The organism is Ensifer sp. NPDC090286 (assembly GCF_044769565.1).
Classification (GTDB): Bacteria; Pseudomonadota; Alphaproteobacteria; order Rhizobiales; family Rhizobiaceae; genus Ensifer.
The window spans coordinates 14,354-30,855 of sequence record NZ_JBIVYF010000002.1 but is presented as its reverse complement, the minus strand read 5'-3'; the positions used below and the strand labels follow the sequence as shown (position 1 = coordinate 30,855).

15 protein-coding genes are annotated in these 16,502 nt (G+C 58.8%); 4 read left to right on the top strand and 11 right to left on the bottom strand.

From position 1 onward, the window contains the following. Window position 1 precedes the first annotated feature (1 nt). Genes ACIQUG_RS10485 through iolD form a run of 9 tightly spaced genes read right to left on the bottom strand, consistent with a single transcriptional unit; the run spans window position 2 to window position 9,489 of the window. Window positions 2–916 (bottom strand): TIM barrel protein, encoded by a 915-nt coding sequence (locus ACIQUG_RS10485; RefSeq protein WP_402320776.1) that lies wholly within the window; start codon window positions 914–916, stop codon window positions 2–4. After that, a complete protein-coding gene (locus ACIQUG_RS10480; protein ID WP_402320773.1) occupies window positions 916–2,049 on the bottom strand; it encodes a Gfo/Idh/MocA family protein in 1,134 nt (377 codons plus the stop codon). Before ACIQUG_RS10480 ends, ACIQUG_RS10485 begins: the two co-directional genes overlap by 1 nt. A gap of 22 nt (window positions 2,050–2,071) precedes the next feature. Further along, complete coding sequence (locus tag ACIQUG_RS10475; RefSeq protein ID WP_402320770.1) at window positions 2,072–2,875, bottom strand: ATP-binding cassette domain-containing protein; 804 nt, start codon at window positions 2,873–2,875, stop codon at window positions 2,072–2,074. Between the two features lie 11 nt (window positions 2,876–2,886). Beyond that, complete coding sequence (locus ACIQUG_RS10470) at window positions 2,887–4,005, bottom strand: ABC transporter permease (protein ID WP_402320767.1); 1,119 nt, start codon at window positions 4,003–4,005, stop codon at window positions 2,887–2,889. A 59-nt stretch (window positions 4,006–4,064) separates the two neighbouring features. Then, window positions 4,065–5,000 (bottom strand): sugar ABC transporter substrate-binding protein, encoded by a 936-nt coding sequence (locus tag ACIQUG_RS10465; protein WP_402320764.1) that lies wholly within the window; start codon window positions 4,998–5,000, stop codon window positions 4,065–4,067. A gap of 56 nt (window positions 5,001–5,056) precedes the next feature. Continuing rightward, entirely contained in the window at window positions 5,057–5,827 is a 771-nt protein-coding gene (locus ACIQUG_RS10460; RefSeq protein ID WP_402320761.1) for an HpcH/HpaI aldolase/citrate lyase family protein, read from the bottom strand. Window positions 5,828–5,831: 4 nt separating this feature from the next. Next, window positions 5,832–6,794, bottom strand: a complete 963-nt coding sequence (locus ACIQUG_RS10455; protein ID WP_402320758.1) for a hydroxyacid dehydrogenase — start codon at window positions 6,792–6,794, stop codon at window positions 5,832–5,834. 11 nt (window positions 6,795–6,805) lie between these two features. Continuing rightward, the gene (locus ACIQUG_RS10450; RefSeq protein WP_402320755.1) at window positions 6,806–7,639 is read right to left on the bottom strand and encodes an NAD-dependent epimerase/dehydratase family protein; all 834 of its coding nucleotides are present in this window, start codon (window positions 7,637–7,639) and stop codon (window positions 6,806–6,808) included. 2 nt (window positions 7,640–7,641) lie between these two features. Then, entirely contained in the window at window positions 7,642–9,489 is a 1,848-nt protein-coding gene (gene iolD / locus ACIQUG_RS10445) for a 3D-(3,5/4)-trihydroxycyclohexane-1,2-dione acylhydrolase (decyclizing) (protein ID WP_402323004.1), read from the bottom strand. Between the two features lie 238 nt (window positions 9,490–9,727). Here iolD and ACIQUG_RS10440 point away from each other — a divergent pair, with 238 nt between their 5' ends. Continuing rightward, window positions 9,728–10,525 (top strand): IclR family transcriptional regulator C-terminal domain-containing protein, encoded by a 798-nt coding sequence (locus ACIQUG_RS10440; RefSeq protein ID WP_402320752.1) that lies wholly within the window; start codon window positions 9,728–9,730, stop codon window positions 10,523–10,525. Between the two features lie 81 nt (window positions 10,526–10,606). Here ACIQUG_RS10440 and ACIQUG_RS10435 read toward each other — a convergent pair whose 3' ends face one another. Further along, on the bottom strand, window positions 10,607–11,377 hold the full coding sequence (locus tag ACIQUG_RS10435; RefSeq protein ID WP_402320749.1) for an SDR family NAD(P)-dependent oxidoreductase: 771 nt from the start codon (window positions 11,375–11,377) through the stop codon (window positions 10,607–10,609). Between the two features lie 30 nt (window positions 11,378–11,407). Next, complete coding sequence (gene hisD, locus ACIQUG_RS10430) at window positions 11,408–12,718, bottom strand: histidinol dehydrogenase (protein WP_402323003.1); 1,311 nt, start codon at window positions 12,716–12,718, stop codon at window positions 11,408–11,410. Window positions 12,719–12,809: 91 nt separating this feature from the next. Here hisD and ACIQUG_RS10425 point away from each other — a divergent pair, with 91 nt between their 5' ends. From ACIQUG_RS10425 to ACIQUG_RS10415, 3 genes are all read left to right on the top strand, one after another. Beyond that, complete coding sequence (locus ACIQUG_RS10425) at window positions 12,810–13,790, top strand: substrate-binding domain-containing protein (RefSeq protein WP_402320746.1); 981 nt, start codon at window positions 12,810–12,812, stop codon at window positions 13,788–13,790. Between the two features lie 517 nt (window positions 13,791–14,307). Next, complete coding sequence (locus tag ACIQUG_RS10420) at window positions 14,308–15,972, top strand: putative bifunctional diguanylate cyclase/phosphodiesterase (protein WP_402320743.1); 1,665 nt, start codon at window positions 14,308–14,310, stop codon at window positions 15,970–15,972. 100 nt (window positions 15,973–16,072) lie between these two features. Beyond that, the gene (locus tag ACIQUG_RS10415) at window positions 16,073–16,423 is read left to right on the top strand and encodes a hypothetical protein (RefSeq protein ID WP_402320741.1); all 351 of its coding nucleotides are present in this window, start codon (window positions 16,073–16,075) and stop codon (window positions 16,421–16,423) included. Window positions 16,424–16,502: the final 79 nt, after the last annotated feature.

Below are 16,502 nucleotides of genomic sequence, written 5' to 3'. Positions count from 1 at the left end.
GTCATCCCCTTCCCGAGGATGACATACCGATCGACGCGAGATAGTCGAAGCTTTCCCGGGCATTGCTCAACGGCGATGCATCGCCCGTCGGGTCCACATCCTGCTCGACCACTGCCATTCCGCGATAGTCGATCGCCGCCAATGCATCGCGGACAGCGACGAAATCGACGACACCCCTACCGAGCGGGCAGAAGATGCCGCGTGCAATGGCGTCGAAGAAGCCGGTTCCATCGGCAACGCAGGCGGAATGGACTTGCCGGTCGATGTTCTTCAGGTGCATGTGCCCGATGCGGCTGCCGTAGCGTCGGATCAGGCCGATCGGATCGATACCGGCATAGGCTGAGTGACCAGTATCGACGCAAAGGCCAACGAGTTCATCGGGAAGGTCAGCCATCGCTCGATCGAGCTCGTCCTCGTACTCGATGTAGCAACCCGCATGAGCGTGCAGGTAGGACTTCACGCCATAGTCGTTCTTGGCGATCTTCGCGAGTTCGATGATGCGGCCCATCATCGCTTTCCAGTCCTCTGCCGACAGGCGGGGAGCATCGTTGGACCTGCCAGCGTATTTTCCCCGTTCATCCGAGACACAGTCGATGATGACCAGGCGGGGGGCACCGAGTTCCTTGAGAAGGGCGCAGGTACGCCGCGTCTTGTCGACAACGCCCTCGAAGGCGCGCTGATCCGTCAGTGGGTCGAAGAGACCGCCGGCTGAAAGAGCGAGATTGCGCTTGGAGAGCTCATCGCTCAGTCGTGAAGGATCAGTCGGGAAATATCCGACGGGCCCGAGGTCGATGGCGGAGAATCCTGCCGCCGAAGCCTCGTCGAGGACTTTCGTCCAGGCCGGGTTTTCAGGCCGGTCGGCGAAATCGACGCCCCAGGAACAAGGCGCATTCGCGAGCTTAAAAGCGACGGTCATTAAGCGATCTCCTCAGCCTTAACCCAACGGCCTTCATCGGCTGAAACCAGCACCGCCTCGACAACGCGATCGACGATGTAACCAAACTCAAAGTCGGCAATCCACTTCTTGCCGGATGCGACCGATTCTATGAGGCGGCGGGCCTCGATGATCTTCAGGTCGTTATAGCCGAGTGGATTGCCCTGGAGACCGAAGAATGCGGCGTAGTCAGGGTGCTGCGGGGCGACCAGCACGCGCTTGTAGCCGCGCTCTGCGGGATCGTCGGAAACACGATAGAGATTGAGCTCGTTCATCCGTTCCTGGTCGAAGAACAGAGCACCTTTGGTGCCTTGGATTTCATAGGAGAGGTAGAGCTTGCGGCCAGTCCCGATGCGGCTGGCTTCGAGATAACCGGAAGCGCCGTTCTTGAAGCGGCAGATGAAATGCGCAAGGTCGTCGTTCTCAACCGTACGCTCGACGCCCCTTGCGTCACGCCGCTTTTCATGCAGCACCTGGCGTGCACCGCTGACCTCGGTGACTTCCCCGACGAGATAGTGTGCGAGACTCAATACATGGCTTGCCATATCGCCGAGCGCGCCGGCCTTGCCTGCTGCCTTCGCGTCCGTCCGCCAGGTGAACGGAAAGCTCTCGTCGACCATGTAGTCGTTGTCGAACGTGCCTCTGAAGTGGAAGATCTCGCCAAGATCCCCGTTTTCAATGAGCTGACGGGCATAGGCCTGGATGGGACTGCAGAGATAGTTGAAGCCGACCAGGGTAACGACACCAGCCTTCGCAGCGGCTTCATGCATCTGGCGGGCTTCAGCCGCTGTGTTTGCCATCGGCTTTTCGCAATAGACGTGCTTGCCTGCAGCAATCGCAGCAAGAGCGATCTCCGGATGGACATCGTTCGGTGTCGTGATGTCGATAACGTCGATGTCGGGATCGTTGACGACGCTACGCCAATCGCTGGTATGGCGCTCGACGCCAAAGCGCTCCGCGAATTCTTTCGCTGCCGATTCGTTGACGTCGGCGACCGCAGCAATTTTCAGGGTTGCCGGGTCTGTACCGAAGATGCGGGTGGCATTTTCGAACGCAGCCGCATGGGCACGACCCATCCAGCCTGCGCCGATGAGACCTACTTTAATGACTGTCACTTTGGTTACTCCGTAAAGAGAGCTAGATCGTTCCGCCTAGCTCATTAGAAAGGGTCTGCAATTCCTTGCCGCCCGCCATCAGGTTCTGAAGCTCGTCGATCGCGATCTCATCCTTGGCGTAGGTTCCCAGGGTCTTACCGCGATTGAGCACTGTGAAACGATTGCCCACCGCATAGGCATGGCGGACGTTATGGGTGATGAAGATCACTCCCAGTCCCTTGGCGCGGACTGCGTCGATGTACTTGAGCACCATTGAGGTCTGTGCAACGCCAAGCGCCGAGGTCGGCTCGTCAAGGATGAGCACCTTCGCACCGAAATACACCGCCCGAGCAATTGCGACGCACTGACGCTCACCGCCAGACAGGGTGCCAACCGCCTGATTGGGATCACGCACATCAATGCCGATTTTCATCATTTCGTCGTGGGTGACCTGCTCGGCGAACTTCGTGTCGAACCAGGAGAGTGGACCGATGCGCTTCAACGGCTCCCGGCCCATGAAGAAGTTCCGACTGACCGACATCAGTGGGATCATCGCAAGGTCCTGGTAGACGGTAGCGATGCCGGCATCCAAGGCATCCCGGGGGCTGCCAAACTCGACCGGCTTGCCCTCAACCAGAAACTCGCCGGTCGTCGGCTTGTGGACACCGGACAAGGTCTTGATCAGGGTCGACTTCCCTGCCCCGTTGTCGCCCAGCAAGCAGAGCACTTCCCCCGGCCGCACGCTCAGGGACACGCCGTTAAGTGCAATCACCGGCCCGAAATGCTTCACAAGGTTCTTGATCTCGATGAAAGGTGTTGTGTCCTTGGGGTTTTGACTGTTCAGCATGATCGTTCTCCTCAACGCTCGCCAGTCACGCGCTTGCGGATGATGTTGTTGAAGAAGACGGCAAGGAGAAGCATGCCGCCCAGGAATACCTGGTACCAGTCCTGGTCGATCTGAGTGTAAGTGAGGCCGATCAGGACCATGCCGAAGATGATGGAGCCGAAGAACGCTCCGATTGCCGAGCCATAGCCGCCGGTCAAAAGGCAACCGCCGATGACCGCGGCGATGATGGCCTCGAACTCCTTCTGGAAGCCGCGTCGAGCATCGGTCGATCCAGCATCGAGTACGGTCAGAATGGCGACCAGGGCTGCAGCGCATGCCGTCAGGATGAAGAGGGTCGTCTTCACACGCGCCACCGGCACGCCCGAATTGCGAGCAGCGTTGGCATCGCCCCCAGCTGCGAAAATCCAGTTGCCGAAACGGGTGCGGACGAGCAGATATGTTGCTGCCAGCGCGATCGCCAGGAACCAGAGGAGTTCGACGGGCACGCCGGGTACAGCGGGAGTGCCATTGGGGAACTTTGCAATGAGGTCGTGGTCGGCCAGGTACTGAAAGAGGCCCTTGAAAGCGTCGCCCGAAAAGAACGGCGCCAACGGACTATTCGAGGCCGCATCCTTGATCCCGCGCATTTGCGTCGCGCCGCCGGTGACCCACTTCAAACCCACGAGCGAGAGGCCACGCAGAACAAACAGAAACGCGAGCGTGACAATGAATGATGGTAGTCCTGTTCGCATGACGATCTGCGCGTTGGTGATCCCCAAAAGTGCAGCAACCGCAAGGGTTAGAACGATTGCGACACTGAGCGGCAGTCCCCAGGCGACAACCGCCGCGCCGAAAATCATACCGCTGAAAGCGATCATCGAGCCAATCGAGAGGTCAAATTCACCGCCGATCATCAGCAGTGCGGCCGCCACCGCGAGAATGCCAAGCTGGGCAGCCGGAGCCATGAAGTTCATTACGCCGGCGAGAGTGAACATCTGCGGGCTTGCAGTCGTCAGAAAGAAGACAAGCACGAAGACCAGGCCCGCCAAGGCACCAAGTTCCGGCTTCCGGATCAGGGACGCCATCAGCGAAACGCGGTTCAACCGCTCGTCTTTAGCCCCACCGTTGGGTACCTTGGTTATGTCTACCATTTTCGTATCTCCCAGTTCAGGGCATGGATAGCTCCCAGCTATCCATGCCTTTACTCCTGCTATCGGATCGCCTTCTCGGAAAGCTTCAGAACCTGCGGAGCTTCCTTGGCGGTGATGAACTTCGGTCCGCTCTCGATCAGATCGTTGGTCGGCATCAGGCCGTTGCGAATGTAGTTCGTCAGCAGAACCGTGCTGAGGTAGCCGTGGAAGTACGGCTGGTGCTCGACCGCAAACAAGGCCTTGCCGTCAATGAGCGCTTGGAGGAAGCCCGGAGACAGGTCGAACGAAACGACCTTTACGTCGGTCCGGCCCAATTCCTGAACCGCAGCGACTGCCGGCTCGCCAGCCTGGCCGGCGCTGAGACCGACCACGGTATCGACTTCGGGATCGCTCGAGAGTGCTGCCGTCACCTTCGACTTGACTTCCTGGAAGTCATTGGTCGTCGGCAGAACCGTAACCGGGCCACCGAAACCGTCAGTCACGCCGCGGCAACGATCGTCGAGAGCGGTGTTGCCGACCTCATGGTTGATGCAGATCGCCTTCTTGGAACCGAGTTCCTTCAACCGTTCGCCAACGCGCTTGCCGGCCGGGTACTCATCCTGACCGATATGGATGAGCGTTCCGAATTCTTTGGCGACGGTCGCACCAGAGTTGACGGAAATAACCGGGATACCGGACGCAACGGCGCTCTTGATTGCGTCCTTGAGAGCGTCAGCATCGGGGATGGTGACGATGATGCCGTCGGGCTTCTGGTTGACGGCGGAGGTAATAAGTTCAGACATGCGAACCATGTCGAACGTCTCCGGCGCAACGTAGTCGAACTTCACACCCATCTGCTTGGCCGCTGTGTCGCCGCCATTCTTCACGATATTCCAGTAAGGGTCATTGGCGAGACCGTGGCTGATCATGATGATGCGTTCTTCGGCGAAACCGCTGGTGACTGCCCCGACGAACGCAGCGCCTGCGAGCACCGCAACTTTCAGGAAATTCTTCATTCCATTCTCCTCCCACTAAGAAAGATGACGCTCCCGCATCACCGATTGCTCCGCACCTATTTGCGGATACTCACGCGCGCTCCGTTTGCTTCCGCATTCAGAGCCGATTTCAGAAGATTTGCGTCGCTGTTCGGCACGACAAAATCGAAGCCTTCGTTGCTACGCCGGGCAGCAACCGCGCTTGAAGGACAGAAAATGCCCGCATGCTTCCCGTGCGCTTTGGCAGCCGCCAGGCAGCGAAGGATCGCTTCACGGACAGTTTCGTCCGTCGGGTCACCGAGCGTGCCCTTGCCCAGTGCCAAGCCAAGATCGTTCGGACCAACGAATATGCCGTCAAGGCCATCGACCGCTACGATCTCGTCGAGCGCTTCCAAGCCTTCACGCGTCTCAATCATGCCCAGACGTACGATCGCATTGTCGGCATGGGCAAAGTAATCAGCGCCACCGTAGAGGAGCCCACGTGCCGGGCCGAAGCTGCGGGTTCCAAGCGGCGGATAGCGCGTGGCCGCAACGAAGGCTTTCGCTTCCTCAGCACTGTTGATCATCGGGCAAATAATCCCGAAAGCCCCAGCATCGAGTGATTTCATGATGACCGCAGGATCGCAGGACGGCACCCGGACGATTGGCGTCGCAGGCGTTGCCGAAATGGCCTGCAACATCGAGATCATCGTCTGGATATCGGTCATCCCATGCTGCAGGTCGACCAGCACACAATCGTAACCTGACCAACCGGCGATCTCGGCGGTGTAAGCATTGCCAATCGACAGCCACGCCGAAACAACGGTCTCGCCCTTCGCCCAGACGTCGCGAATATTGTTATTGCGCATTGGATTACACCTTCAGGACAGAGCGATTGACCACCAGCTGCGGATCGAGGTTGCCATCGAGGCCGGCCAGCGCGTTGCGTGCCGTCATGACGCCCATGGCGACGAGCGATTCTTCAGTCAGCGCGGCCGAATGAGGGCTAAGAATGATGCGTTCTTCGGCAATCAATTGGTCGGTTGTCGGCAGCGGCTCGACCGCGAATGTGTCGAGGCCCGCGGAGCGCACATGGCCGGTCTTCACGGCATGTACGAGAGCGGCTTCATCGACAATCCCACCCCGGGCGGTGTTGATGATGATCGCTCCAGGCTTCAACGTAGCGAGCGCTTTTGCATCGATGATATTGCGTGTGGCGTCCGACAACGGGATATGCAGGCTGGCGACGTCCGCGACCGCGAGGCCTTCTTCGAGCGTGTCGACGAAAGTAGTACCTTCCGATGTTGCACGCGACGCGAAGGGATCAAATACCCGGATGTTCATGCCGAAGCTTGCCGATCGCTTGGCGACCTCCCGCCCGATCCGACCAAAACCGACGACAAGCAGCGTGCGGCCCCGGAGCTCGACACCAAGCAGTCTGGAGCGAGCTGCGAAGTCACCCTTGCGAACCGCGGCATCGAGCTGCACTCCCGCTCTTGCGGCAGCCAGCATCAGGAACATCGTCTGCTCTGCAACGGAGATGGCGTTGACGTCGCCGACGACCGTCACGGGGATGCCGCGGGTGGTGCAGTAATCGATCGGGATGTTGTCGTAACCGACACCATGCCGGGACACGACTTTGACCCGCGATGCGGCAGCGAGGACCTCCTCGGGCAGTGGCGCATCACGAACCGTGATTGCATCGGCGTCGCCCACGTGCTTGAGCAGGTTCTCCTTCGAGAAATCTGTCACGACTTCGTAGGAAACATCGTTCCGCTGGTCAAATAGGGCGAGCGCTTCGGCTCGAAGCGGCTGTATTACGACTATCTTTTTCAAAACTTCCTCCCTCACCAGCGGTTGCCATATGCCGGCACAGCTGATCCCGATGGCATCAATGTCTCGCGAAGACTGGCGGCCCGGTCCTTCATCCAGCCGGAGAAGCTCAGTTTCGGCCGATGCCGCTCGACTGGCGCATAGCCGATGGCCTTTTGCGCCTCTTCCAGATCCCAGCGCATGCCTTCGTTGCGTGAAACCACATTGATCGCCTGAAACCCGGTGAACTCCGATGTCGCAGACTTGACCACGGCTTGAGCCCAATCCTCGTTGCCGAGCCACATCTGCTGTCCCCAGATCCCAAAGGCCATGTGCGGGCCGGGTCTATTCTCACCGGGCTGGCAGTAGCCAATCCGAAGCGAGAGAAAGGCGATCCCGTTTTCCTCGCTGACCATCCGGCCGTAACGCTCGATAAAGAGCTTGGAAGCGCCGTAGGGGTTCACCGGTCGCGGCGAAAGGCCAGACGTCAGTTGCTCCTTCCTGAAGCGGTATCCCCCTAGCACCCAGTTCGAACTTGCAAAGACGAAGCGCTTGACCCCAGCACAACGAGCCGCGCGCATGACATTGAGCGCCAGATCGATGTTGAGAGGCGAAACCGTGTCCCAGTTACCAGCGGCACGCGGATCGGCAGCGAGATGCAACACGGTGTCGATGCCCTGGAAGTGCCGCACCCAACTGTCATCGAAGACTTCGAGATTGGCAGTGACGACCTCCGGATCATTGCCGCCATTTCTGCCGATACGCGTCAGCTCAACGCCATCGGTCGCCTTGAGAGCCGCCGTGGCTTTGTGCCCAAGATTCCCGGTGGAGCCCGTCAACAATACGCGGCGATGCATAGGGCCTGACATCGTCAGACCCCTTTGCGCTGATGCTTGCGTTGCCCTTCCTGAGCCTCGCGCGCCGTCGCGATCGAGGCACGATTGGTGACTTCGGGCATTCCAACATCCCACCACGATCCGCCGTCCATCCATTCGTACGGATGGGTGCGAAGGGCGATGACGTAGGTTCTGTCGCTTGCCCGGGCCCGCGCGATCGCCGCTTCAAGTTCCTCGATCGAGGTAACATTCTCGGCGTCCGCACCCATCGATTTCGCGTGCATTGCGAAGTCGATGCGCGGCACCTCGCCCACGTGTTTCGACGAAGCCAGCAAATTGTTGAATTCGGCGCCGCCCTTGCCGGTCTGCAGTCTATTGATGACGGCAAATCCACCGTTGTCGCAGACGATGCAGATAATCTTGTTGCCCGTCAGAACCGACGAGTAGATGTCGGAGTTCAGCATCATATATGAGCCGTCACCCAGCATGGCGATGATCTCGCGCGCCGGATTGGCGATCTTCTGGCCGTAGGCCCCGGCGATTTCGTAGCCCATGCAGGAAAAGCCGTATTCGGACTCAAACGTCCCGATGCCGATCGATTTCCATGTGCAGTAGAGCTCGCCGGGCAGACCGCCGGCCGCGGAGACGATCACATCATCGGGCTTGGCGCTTCGCTGGACCGCCCCAATCACTTGCGGGTAGTTCGGTAGATCCTGGTTCGTCGGGCCGGTCCGATTTTCGACGATCTCGTCCCAGGCAGCCTTCTGCCTTACGGCTTCCTCACCCCACGTCGCCGACGCGCGCCAGTCGCCAAGCTTTTCGGCGATTGCGTTCAGCGACAGCTTTGCATCGCCGACGACCGGCTGTGCTATATGCTTGTTGGCATCAAAGCGGTTGGCGTTGAGGGAAAGGAACTTGACGTCCGGATCACGGAAGACGCTCCACGACCCCGTAATCATGTCGGCCATGCGGGTGCCGATCGCAATCACCAGGTCGGCCTTTTCGCCAATATTGTTGCCGGCGTTGCCGCCCATGACCCCGATCGACGCAAGATTGAGGCGATGATCATGCAGCAGCGCCGACCGCCCCATGATGGTTTCGGCAACGGGGATGCCGAAGCGATCGCTGAACTCTGCGAGCTCAGCCGTTGCGCCGGAGTAGTGCACACCGCCACCCGCAATGATCAGAGGACGCTTTGCACTGCGGATCAACTCCACAGCCGCGTCGATCTGGTAGTCGGCGGCCGGATAGCGTGGAATGCGGTGGATACGCTCCGCAAAGAAGGCTTCGGGATAATCGAAGGCCTCGCCTTGCACATCCTGTGCCAGTGAAATCGTCGCCGGACCGCAGGCCGCAGGGTCAAGCATCAGGGCGACCGCCTGCGGCAGCGAAGTGAGAATTTGCTCAGGCCGGGTGATGCGGTCGAAGTAGGACGACACAGCCTTGAAAGCATCGTTGGTCGTCAACGACATGTCATGGAAGTGCTCGACCTGCTGCAACACCGGATCAGGCAGCCTGGAGGCAAAGTTGTCGCCGCAAAGGAACAGTACTGGCAGCCGGTCGGACAGCGCAACGCCAGCGGCCGTGACCATATTCGACGAACCAGGACCAACGGATGCGGAGCAGACATGGATCTGCTTACGCCGACGGGCGCGGGCATAGGCGACAGCGGCCAGAGCCATCGATTGCTCGTTTTGCCCGCGGTAGGTCGGCAGCTGATCCTGAACCTCTTCGAGCGCGGAACCGAGGCAGGTTACGTTGCCGTGGCCGAAGATCGCATGGACGCCCGTGAACAGCGGGATGATATCGCCCTCATCGGCGATTTTCTGCGCAATCAAAAACCGGACGATCGCTTGAGCAAGCGTTAGCCGAACCGAACCCATCTCTTCCTCCTTCGGGCATTCAATTCCATCCTTCGCGCAAGACGCTGCGATCAATGACCGCGCCACGTCCCGACTGTTCGGATGAACTTCCTCACATTCGCTCCGCTCTTTCGATGTTTCCTCCTCAAGAGCGAGCTTCACATCTATTTCACATTCAAAACGGCATGTCAACATATCGCGCACTTGTGCGATTATCGCGCATTGACTTGCTTTTCCCTTCGTGAGATGACTGGTCGCCATGGACACAGAGATTCAAAAACGCGACTTTGCTCAAACCCTTGCACGGGGGTTGGCTTGCCTCGAGAAGTTGGCAGAGGCCGACGCGCCGGCGACCTGTACGGAGGTTGCGCGGGCCATGGATGTCAGCCGAGCAGCGGCACGACGGATCCTTTTGACCTTGGAGAGCCTCGGCTACGTCAAGGAGGAGCGCGGGCTTTATGCTTCGACGCCGAAGGTGCTGTCGCTCGGACGTGGTGTTTTGCGACGAACCAACGTCTGGAGCGCTGCATCAACGATCGTCATGGCGTTGGCCGATCAGCTCAACGAACCATGCTCGATTTCGGTGCTTGAAGGTCTGGACATCCTGTTCGTCAGCCGCGACGCAACGCGGCGCATCTACACATCGCGTCTCGGCGTCGGAGATCGGCTTCCTGCACATTGCTCGGCAAGTGGAAAGATGCTGTTGGCGTCTCTTCCCGTGGGCGAGTTAGACAGCCGACTGAATGGTGCTATTCTGACAAAGCAAGGTCCCGCATCGATTACCGTCGCGGAGACACTCAAGGCCCGCTTGTCTGATGCCAGGCAGGCCGACTTTGCCACTGCCATCGACGAAATGGAAAATGGCACAATCTCAATCGCGGTCCCCCTCAGAGAACGAGCCGGCCGCGTCGTGGCCGCCATGAGCGTCGCATCGCATCGTGATCGCATGCCGCCAGAGGATCTGGAAAACAAAGTTCTTCCTCAGCTACGCGATTCCGCGCGGAAGGTAGAAGGAATTCTACGGGATTATCAGGAGCGAAACTGGGCCGTCCTCTAGGATAGAGGCGTAATCGCTCCTCCATACCGCGGCCAGGGATATCAGGATGGTCGTCACACGAACCGAACTTCGTGACGTCGACTAGTCCGCGGTCCAGCCCCCATCGACCATCAAGGCTGTGCCCGTGATCATCGCGGCCGCGTCAGAGGCGAGGAACGTGACGGGCCCCATGATGTCTTCCAATTCGCCGATGCGCCCGAGCTTGATCTTCTCCTCAATCCATTTGACCCGGTCAGGATTGGAAAACGTCTGTTCTGCAAGCGGGGTCTTGATAAAGGTCGGGCAGATGGTGTTGACGCGGATACCATGACGGCCCCATTCGATTGCCATAGATTTCGTGAAGCCCTCGATCGCATGCTTCGTGGCGCTGTAAACGGCACGATCGATACCGCCGACATGAGCCATTTGAGAGGAAACGTTGATCAATGATCCTGGGCGTCGGGCCTCGATCAGGCGTTTGGCGACAGCGCGCGTGAGAAAGTAAGCGCCCCTAAAATTAATCGACGCAACGGCGTCGAAATCAGCGGGAGTGGTCTCCAACGCAGGCCCGTGTCGCGCGAGGCCCGCGCTGTTGACGAGAATGTCGAACGCGGGAAGAGACATGATCTCCTCCTCCGTGGCCTCGACGTTGCCGATATCGAGCGCAAGCGCGGAGCCCGAATAGCCCAGGTCTTGCAAAGCCCCCACGGTGAGATCGAGTTTGTCGATGGAACGGGCAGCGAGGGTTACATCGGCGCCCGCCTCTGCAAGCGCCACGGCCGCGGCCTGGCCGATGCCAGACGAAGCTCCAACAACCAATGCCGTCTTGCCATCCAAACGGAACGACGGGGTGCGGGGCAACTGTAAGGTCATAACAACACCTGGGTTAAATGTCGGCGGCAGCTATTCAGCCGCCGCTCCATAGGCCACGTTCCTGCCACCGTAACGCCGAACACGGACGTTTGCCTGTTCCGCATGGCCGACGAAGCCTTCCAGGATGCAGAGGCGTGAGCAGTATTCGCCGATTTGAACGGCAGCCTCATCCGTCAAGATCTTCTGATAGGAATGAGTCTTGAGGTATTTTCCAACCCAGAGACCACCCGTGTATCGGCCGGCTTTTTTGGTGGGCAGCGTGTGGTTGGTCCCAATTACCTTGTCGCCATTCGCGACATTGGTCCTGGGACCCAGGAACAGCGCACCGTAAGAATGCATGTGGGCAAGGAACCAGTCATCCCGATCGGTCATAACCTGCACATGCTCGGAGGCGATATCGTTGGCAACGTCGAGCATCTCCTCGTAAGTGTTGCAAAGGATCACCTCGCCATAATCACTCCAACTGCGTGACGCCGTGTCGGCTGTCGGGAGGATCGCGAGGATACGGTCGATTTCAGCGAGCGTATCCTCGGCGAGCTTGCGCGAATTGGTCACCAAGACTGCGGGCGAGTTGTAGCCATGCTCAGCCTGACCGAGCAGATCGGTCGCGCAGAGCTCGGCATCGACCGTCTCGTCAGCAATCACCATCGTCTCTGTCGGCCCGGCAAAGAGATCGATCCCCACGCGACCATAAAGCTGGCGCTTGGCCTCGGCGACGAAGGCATTACCCGGGCCAACGAGCATGTGGACAGGCTTGATCGTCTCCGTGCCGAGCGCCAAGGCGCCGATCGCCTGGATACCACCGAGAACATAGATTTCATGAGCACCACCCAGATGCATTGCCGCGATGACGGCAGGATTAGGCTCGCCCTTGAAGGCAGGCGTGGCCGCCGCGATACGCGGCACACCCGCAACCGTTGCGGTGGCAACTGACATGTGTGCCGACGCAACCATCGGGAATTTGCCGCCCGGAATGTAGCAGCCGACGGACTGGACCGGGATGTTGCGATGGCCGAGGATCACGCCGGGTTGTGTCTCGACCTCGATATCGAGCATTGAGCCTCGTTGAGCCTGTGCAAAATTGCGAACCTGGTCCTGCGCAAACTTGATGTCTTCCATATCCCGCGCCGGCACCTTGCTCATCAAGGCCTCGATCTCGCCAGCGGAAAGCCGGAATGAAGCCGGAGCATAGTTGTCGAACTTGGAGGAGAGCTCTCGGACCGCGGCATCGCCGCGCGTTTCAATGTCTTTCAGGATGTCGGCGACGACCGTCTTGACCTTGCTTTCGTCCTCGGAGCGCTCGGATTCCGGTTTGCCGCGCTTGAGATAGGTAATAGCCATGGATGTTCTCCCTTTCGCAGCGAAGGATATGATGCTAAACGCGGAGTGCAAGTTTTCATCGCCAAAGTGAAAAAGTTTCAATCCGGTCGCCATGAAGCCCACTGCCAAACAGGTCGCACACGCCGCGGGCGTTTCCGTTGCCGCGGTCTCCCGCGCGTTTACGCCGGGGGCTCCAATCCAGGCCGAGAAGCGCAAACGAATTCTCGCGGTCGCTGAGGAGATCGGCTATATCAGCCCCGCGAGGCGGACCGCCGAGGTTATCGCGGCGGGGACGATCACCCTGGTTGCCGGCGACCTCGTGAATCCGTTCTATCCGACCGTCCTCGATGCGCTCGCGCGCCGGCTGCAAGAGAGCCATAGGCAGCTATTGGTCTACGCCCTCCCGGCCCAAACCGATGTGGATTCTGCCACCGACCAGATTTTGGCCTCGCGACCTTCCGCGATCATCGTTACGTCCGCACAACTCACCTCGAAGATGGCGCGCGCCTGCCGACAGCATCAAATCAAGGTGGTGCTCCTCAACCGGGTGCAGCGGGATATCCGTATCAACGCAGTCGCCTGCGACAACTATCAGGGTGGACGGGATGTCGGGCGACTTCTGCTGGAACGTGGCCATCGCAAGATTGGATTTGTCGGAGGCATTGCTAACACCTCGACCCATGCAGAGCGGGCCCGCGGCTTTCGCGATGTCCTGAGCGAATCTGGTATGAGGATTCACGCCCAGGCCTCGGGAGATTTCGAGTATCGTCGCGGCTATCTCGCCGGACAGGATCTATTGTCAGGCGCCAACCCGCCAGATGCAATCTTCTGCTGCAACGACATTATGGCGCTCGCCTTGATCGACGCTGCGCGCGAGCGTGGCATGCGCGTCCCTGAGGATCTTGCAGTCGTTGGATTTGATGACATTCCGATGGCCTCCTGGAACGCGTATCACCTAACGACAATCCGTCAGCCGATTGACCGCATGGTCCAGGAGGCGTTGAGCCTTATTGATGATCCAGGCATTAAGCCCACAGACGATGGCATAACGCGGATGCTTTCCGGAGAGTTAATCAAGCGGGGAAGTGCTTAACTTCTGCTAGATGCAGGGCGCGAAACGCGTCGAACTGCACCCCCCGGTTGAGCACTCTTATTCAAGCCAAGACGGCTATCAGCAGCAGGATGAACATTTCTCCTGGGATGCGGATCCTTTCGCCTCGCCTTGAAGAAAAGCGAAAGGGCGCGCGGACAGGGAAACTGGATCAGCCGGTTGTGGAATCAGTGTCGTTGGCGTGCTCGTCTCCTAAGGCGATCCGAAGCTGCACTTAGCCGACCTTTCGCCATGAACGAGGTTTCGCTACTTCAGTGCATTTCGACCGGCTTTTGTCTTCGGAACCTCCCGGGACAAAACGTCGTTCGCGGGACAAAGTAAACGTGACAATTATTTTTTGCCAGCGTACCGGAAACGCCATAACCGACCTTCCTTCCCCAATGCTTGGCCGTTAGCGTAAGTAAGCAATTCCTGTTGGATGCCAAATTCGCAAGGTGCGTTGTGACGGGCCGCAAAAACGGGAAGCAGCTTAAGCGCAGAATGCTGGCAAAAGACTGAAATGACCGATTTCGATGCAGCCTCGACCCCGCCACGAGAAGTAGGTGAGTGCGGCGAGATCTTTTCGCTCTACGACAACGCCGGCAGACTGGTCAGCTGCTCCCCGTCGTTTAGCCGAACCTTTCCAGACGCGGCGTCACCGAATGCCAGGCTTTGCGAAATTTATCCCGAACTTGCGGCTGACGATGTCGGGCTAGTCATGGCTTCGGTGTTCGCCACCGGTCTTCCTCGAAGCGTTGCCGTCGGTAGCAGCCCTGACATGCGGCGGACGCTCGTCATGTTCAGGGCGGAGGAAAACCTTGGGGTGCTCGAAACGAGAGACCCCGAGGCTACCGCGGAAGTGTCAAGTTCTGGGACCGACGAGCGTGATGCATTTCAGTACCAGGCGCTACACGACGTACTGACGGGTTTGCCGAACCGCCGGCAATTCAGCGATCATTTGAATGGCATTTTCTCGGCCGGGAAAGCGAACCAAATTTCGTTGATGCAAATCGATCTCGATGAATTCAAGCCGGTTAACGATACGCTCGGGCATGCGGCGGGTGATCTTGTGCTCAGGTCGGCGGCAGACCGAATTAGAGCCGTGCTTGGTGAAGCTGACGTCGCCTATCGACTGGCTGGAGATGAATTCGCCGTTATCCAGCGTGGGGATGATCTGGCCGCGGCGGAAACTATGGCCGACACGATCGTGAAAGCTTTCAAAGAGCCGTTCGCTATCGCCGGCATCGATGTGTTTGTCGGTGCAAGCGTCGGCATCGCGATCGCACCAGAAGATGGAACTGGCGCTGAGCAGTTGATGCGCGCCGCGGATATTGCCCTCTATGCAGCCAAGCGCGACGGCCGGGGCATAGCGAGAACGTTCAACCACTCAATGCTCACGGCGCTGGAGCAGAGGGAGATACTGAGGCGCAGCCTACGCGTTGCGCTGCAGGAACGGCAGTTCTTCATCGAGTATCAACCGTTCGCAGAATCCGGTGCAATCGTTGGGTTTGAGGCCCTTCTCAGATGGGAGCACCCCATCGCGGGCAGTGTACCGCCTGGGGTGTTTATCCCGATGGCGGAAGCAGATGGCTTGATGGGTGAGATCGGCGAATGGGTGCTTGAGCAGGCCTGCAGGCAAGCCTCGACCTGGCCGGCTCATTTTACCGTGTCCGTCAATCTGTCGGCAGCTGAATTCTTGCACAAGGGACTAACAGATCGCGTGGCCCAGACCCTGGACGTGATTGGTCTCGCGCCCGAGCGCCTGGAACTGGAAATCACCGAGTCGGTCTTGCTTGAGCGGACCACCAGCAATCTCGACACTCTATTTACGCTTGAGTTGTTGGGCGTCAGGATCGCGCTCGACGAATTCGGCACGCGATATTCATCGCTGGCGTATTTGAAGAATTTCCCTTTTGATACGATCAAGATCGACAGGTACTTCATTGAAGACGTCGAAACTGATGAAAAAAGCCAGGCGATCGTCCACTCCATCATCGCACTGGCCCACGGTTTGGGAATGCGGGCTACCGCCGAGGGCGTCGAAAATCAGTACCAAGTTGCCTGGCTTCAGACACGGCGATGCGACCGCTTGCAGGGAAATTTGTTGGGCGCCCCCATGCGGCCTGAGAGGATTGCGGATTTTCTACGAGAATCTTCTGTGGTGGATCGATCGACGAAGGCATGATCAACGACGATAATAAGTATAAGTGACTGGCTTTAAAGCAAGATTCAGAATTCTGCGCTACGCATCTGCCTCGCAGGGAAATCAAGAGAGGGTTGCGAGTGTGAGCGAATTTCAGAACAAAGCTGTTCGCTTGATGATTGCGTCCACTGGAGAGGCGTCGCTCGGCGATCTCGACGAACGTCGCAGAAACGTTCTGACCACGGCCATGGAACTCTATCTGGCTTTGGGAGGAACTTTTGAGCAGTTAGAGGCCTGCGTCGCGGACGCAACCCTTCAGCCTCGACGCGTCGACATGGTGGTCGGCGACATGATGATGGAGCTGGCCGCCGTCAGTCACATCCACGATATTGATATCATGCAGGCCGCTCATAACATCCTCGACACCGGGCCGCGGCAGGCAACTCTGCCGACACCCCACAAAGCCGGGCAATCCGAAAGCTTATATGCGTGACCCAGCGGTGATGAACGCCAGCCGTGGACCGCTCCCGGGTTGGGACCGCGGCAGGAAAAAAGCCTCTGCCGGGGAAGCA

Bases quoted from the DNA above. Each gene is read 5' to 3' on its own strand.
- hisD (WP_402323003.1), bottom strand. From the start codon at position 12,718: ATGGCTATTACCTATCTCAAGCGCGGCAAACCGGAATCCGAGCGCTCC.
- ACIQUG_RS10475 (WP_402320770.1), bottom strand. From the start codon at position 2,875: ATGCTGAACAGTCAAAACCCCAAGGACACAACACCTTTCATCGAGATC.
- ACIQUG_RS10465 (WP_402320764.1), bottom strand. From the start codon at position 5,000: ATGAAGAATTTCCTGAAAGTTGCGGTGCTCGCAGGCGCTGCGTTCGTC.
- ACIQUG_RS10450 (WP_402320755.1), bottom strand. From the start codon at position 7,639: ATGTCAGGCCCTATGCATCGCCGCGTATTGTTGACGGGCTCCACCGGG.
- ACIQUG_RS10425 (WP_402320746.1), top strand. From the start codon at position 12,810: ATGAAGCCCACTGCCAAACAGGTCGCACACGCCGCGGGCGTTTCCGTT.
- iolD (WP_402323004.1), bottom strand. From the start codon at position 9,489: ATGGGTTCGGTTCGGCTAACGCTTGCTCAAGCGATCGTCCGGTTTTTG.
- ACIQUG_RS10440 (WP_402320752.1), top strand. From the start codon at position 9,728: ATGGACACAGAGATTCAAAAACGCGACTTTGCTCAAACCCTTGCACGG.
- ACIQUG_RS10435 (WP_402320749.1), bottom strand. From the start codon at position 11,377: ATGACCTTACAGTTGCCCCGCACCCCGTCGTTCCGTTTGGATGGCAAG.
- ACIQUG_RS10470 (WP_402320767.1), bottom strand. From the start codon at position 4,005: ATGGTAGACATAACCAAGGTACCCAACGGTGGGGCTAAAGACGAGCGG.
- ACIQUG_RS10420 (WP_402320743.1), top strand. From the start codon at position 14,308: ATGACCGATTTCGATGCAGCCTCGACCCCGCCACGAGAAGTAGGTGAG.
- ACIQUG_RS10460 (WP_402320761.1), bottom strand. From the start codon at position 5,827: ATGCGCAATAACAATATTCGCGACGTCTGGGCGAAGGGCGAGACCGTT.
- ACIQUG_RS10485 (WP_402320776.1), bottom strand. From the start codon at position 916: ATGACCGTCGCTTTTAAGCTCGCGAATGCGCCTTGTTCCTGGGGCGTC.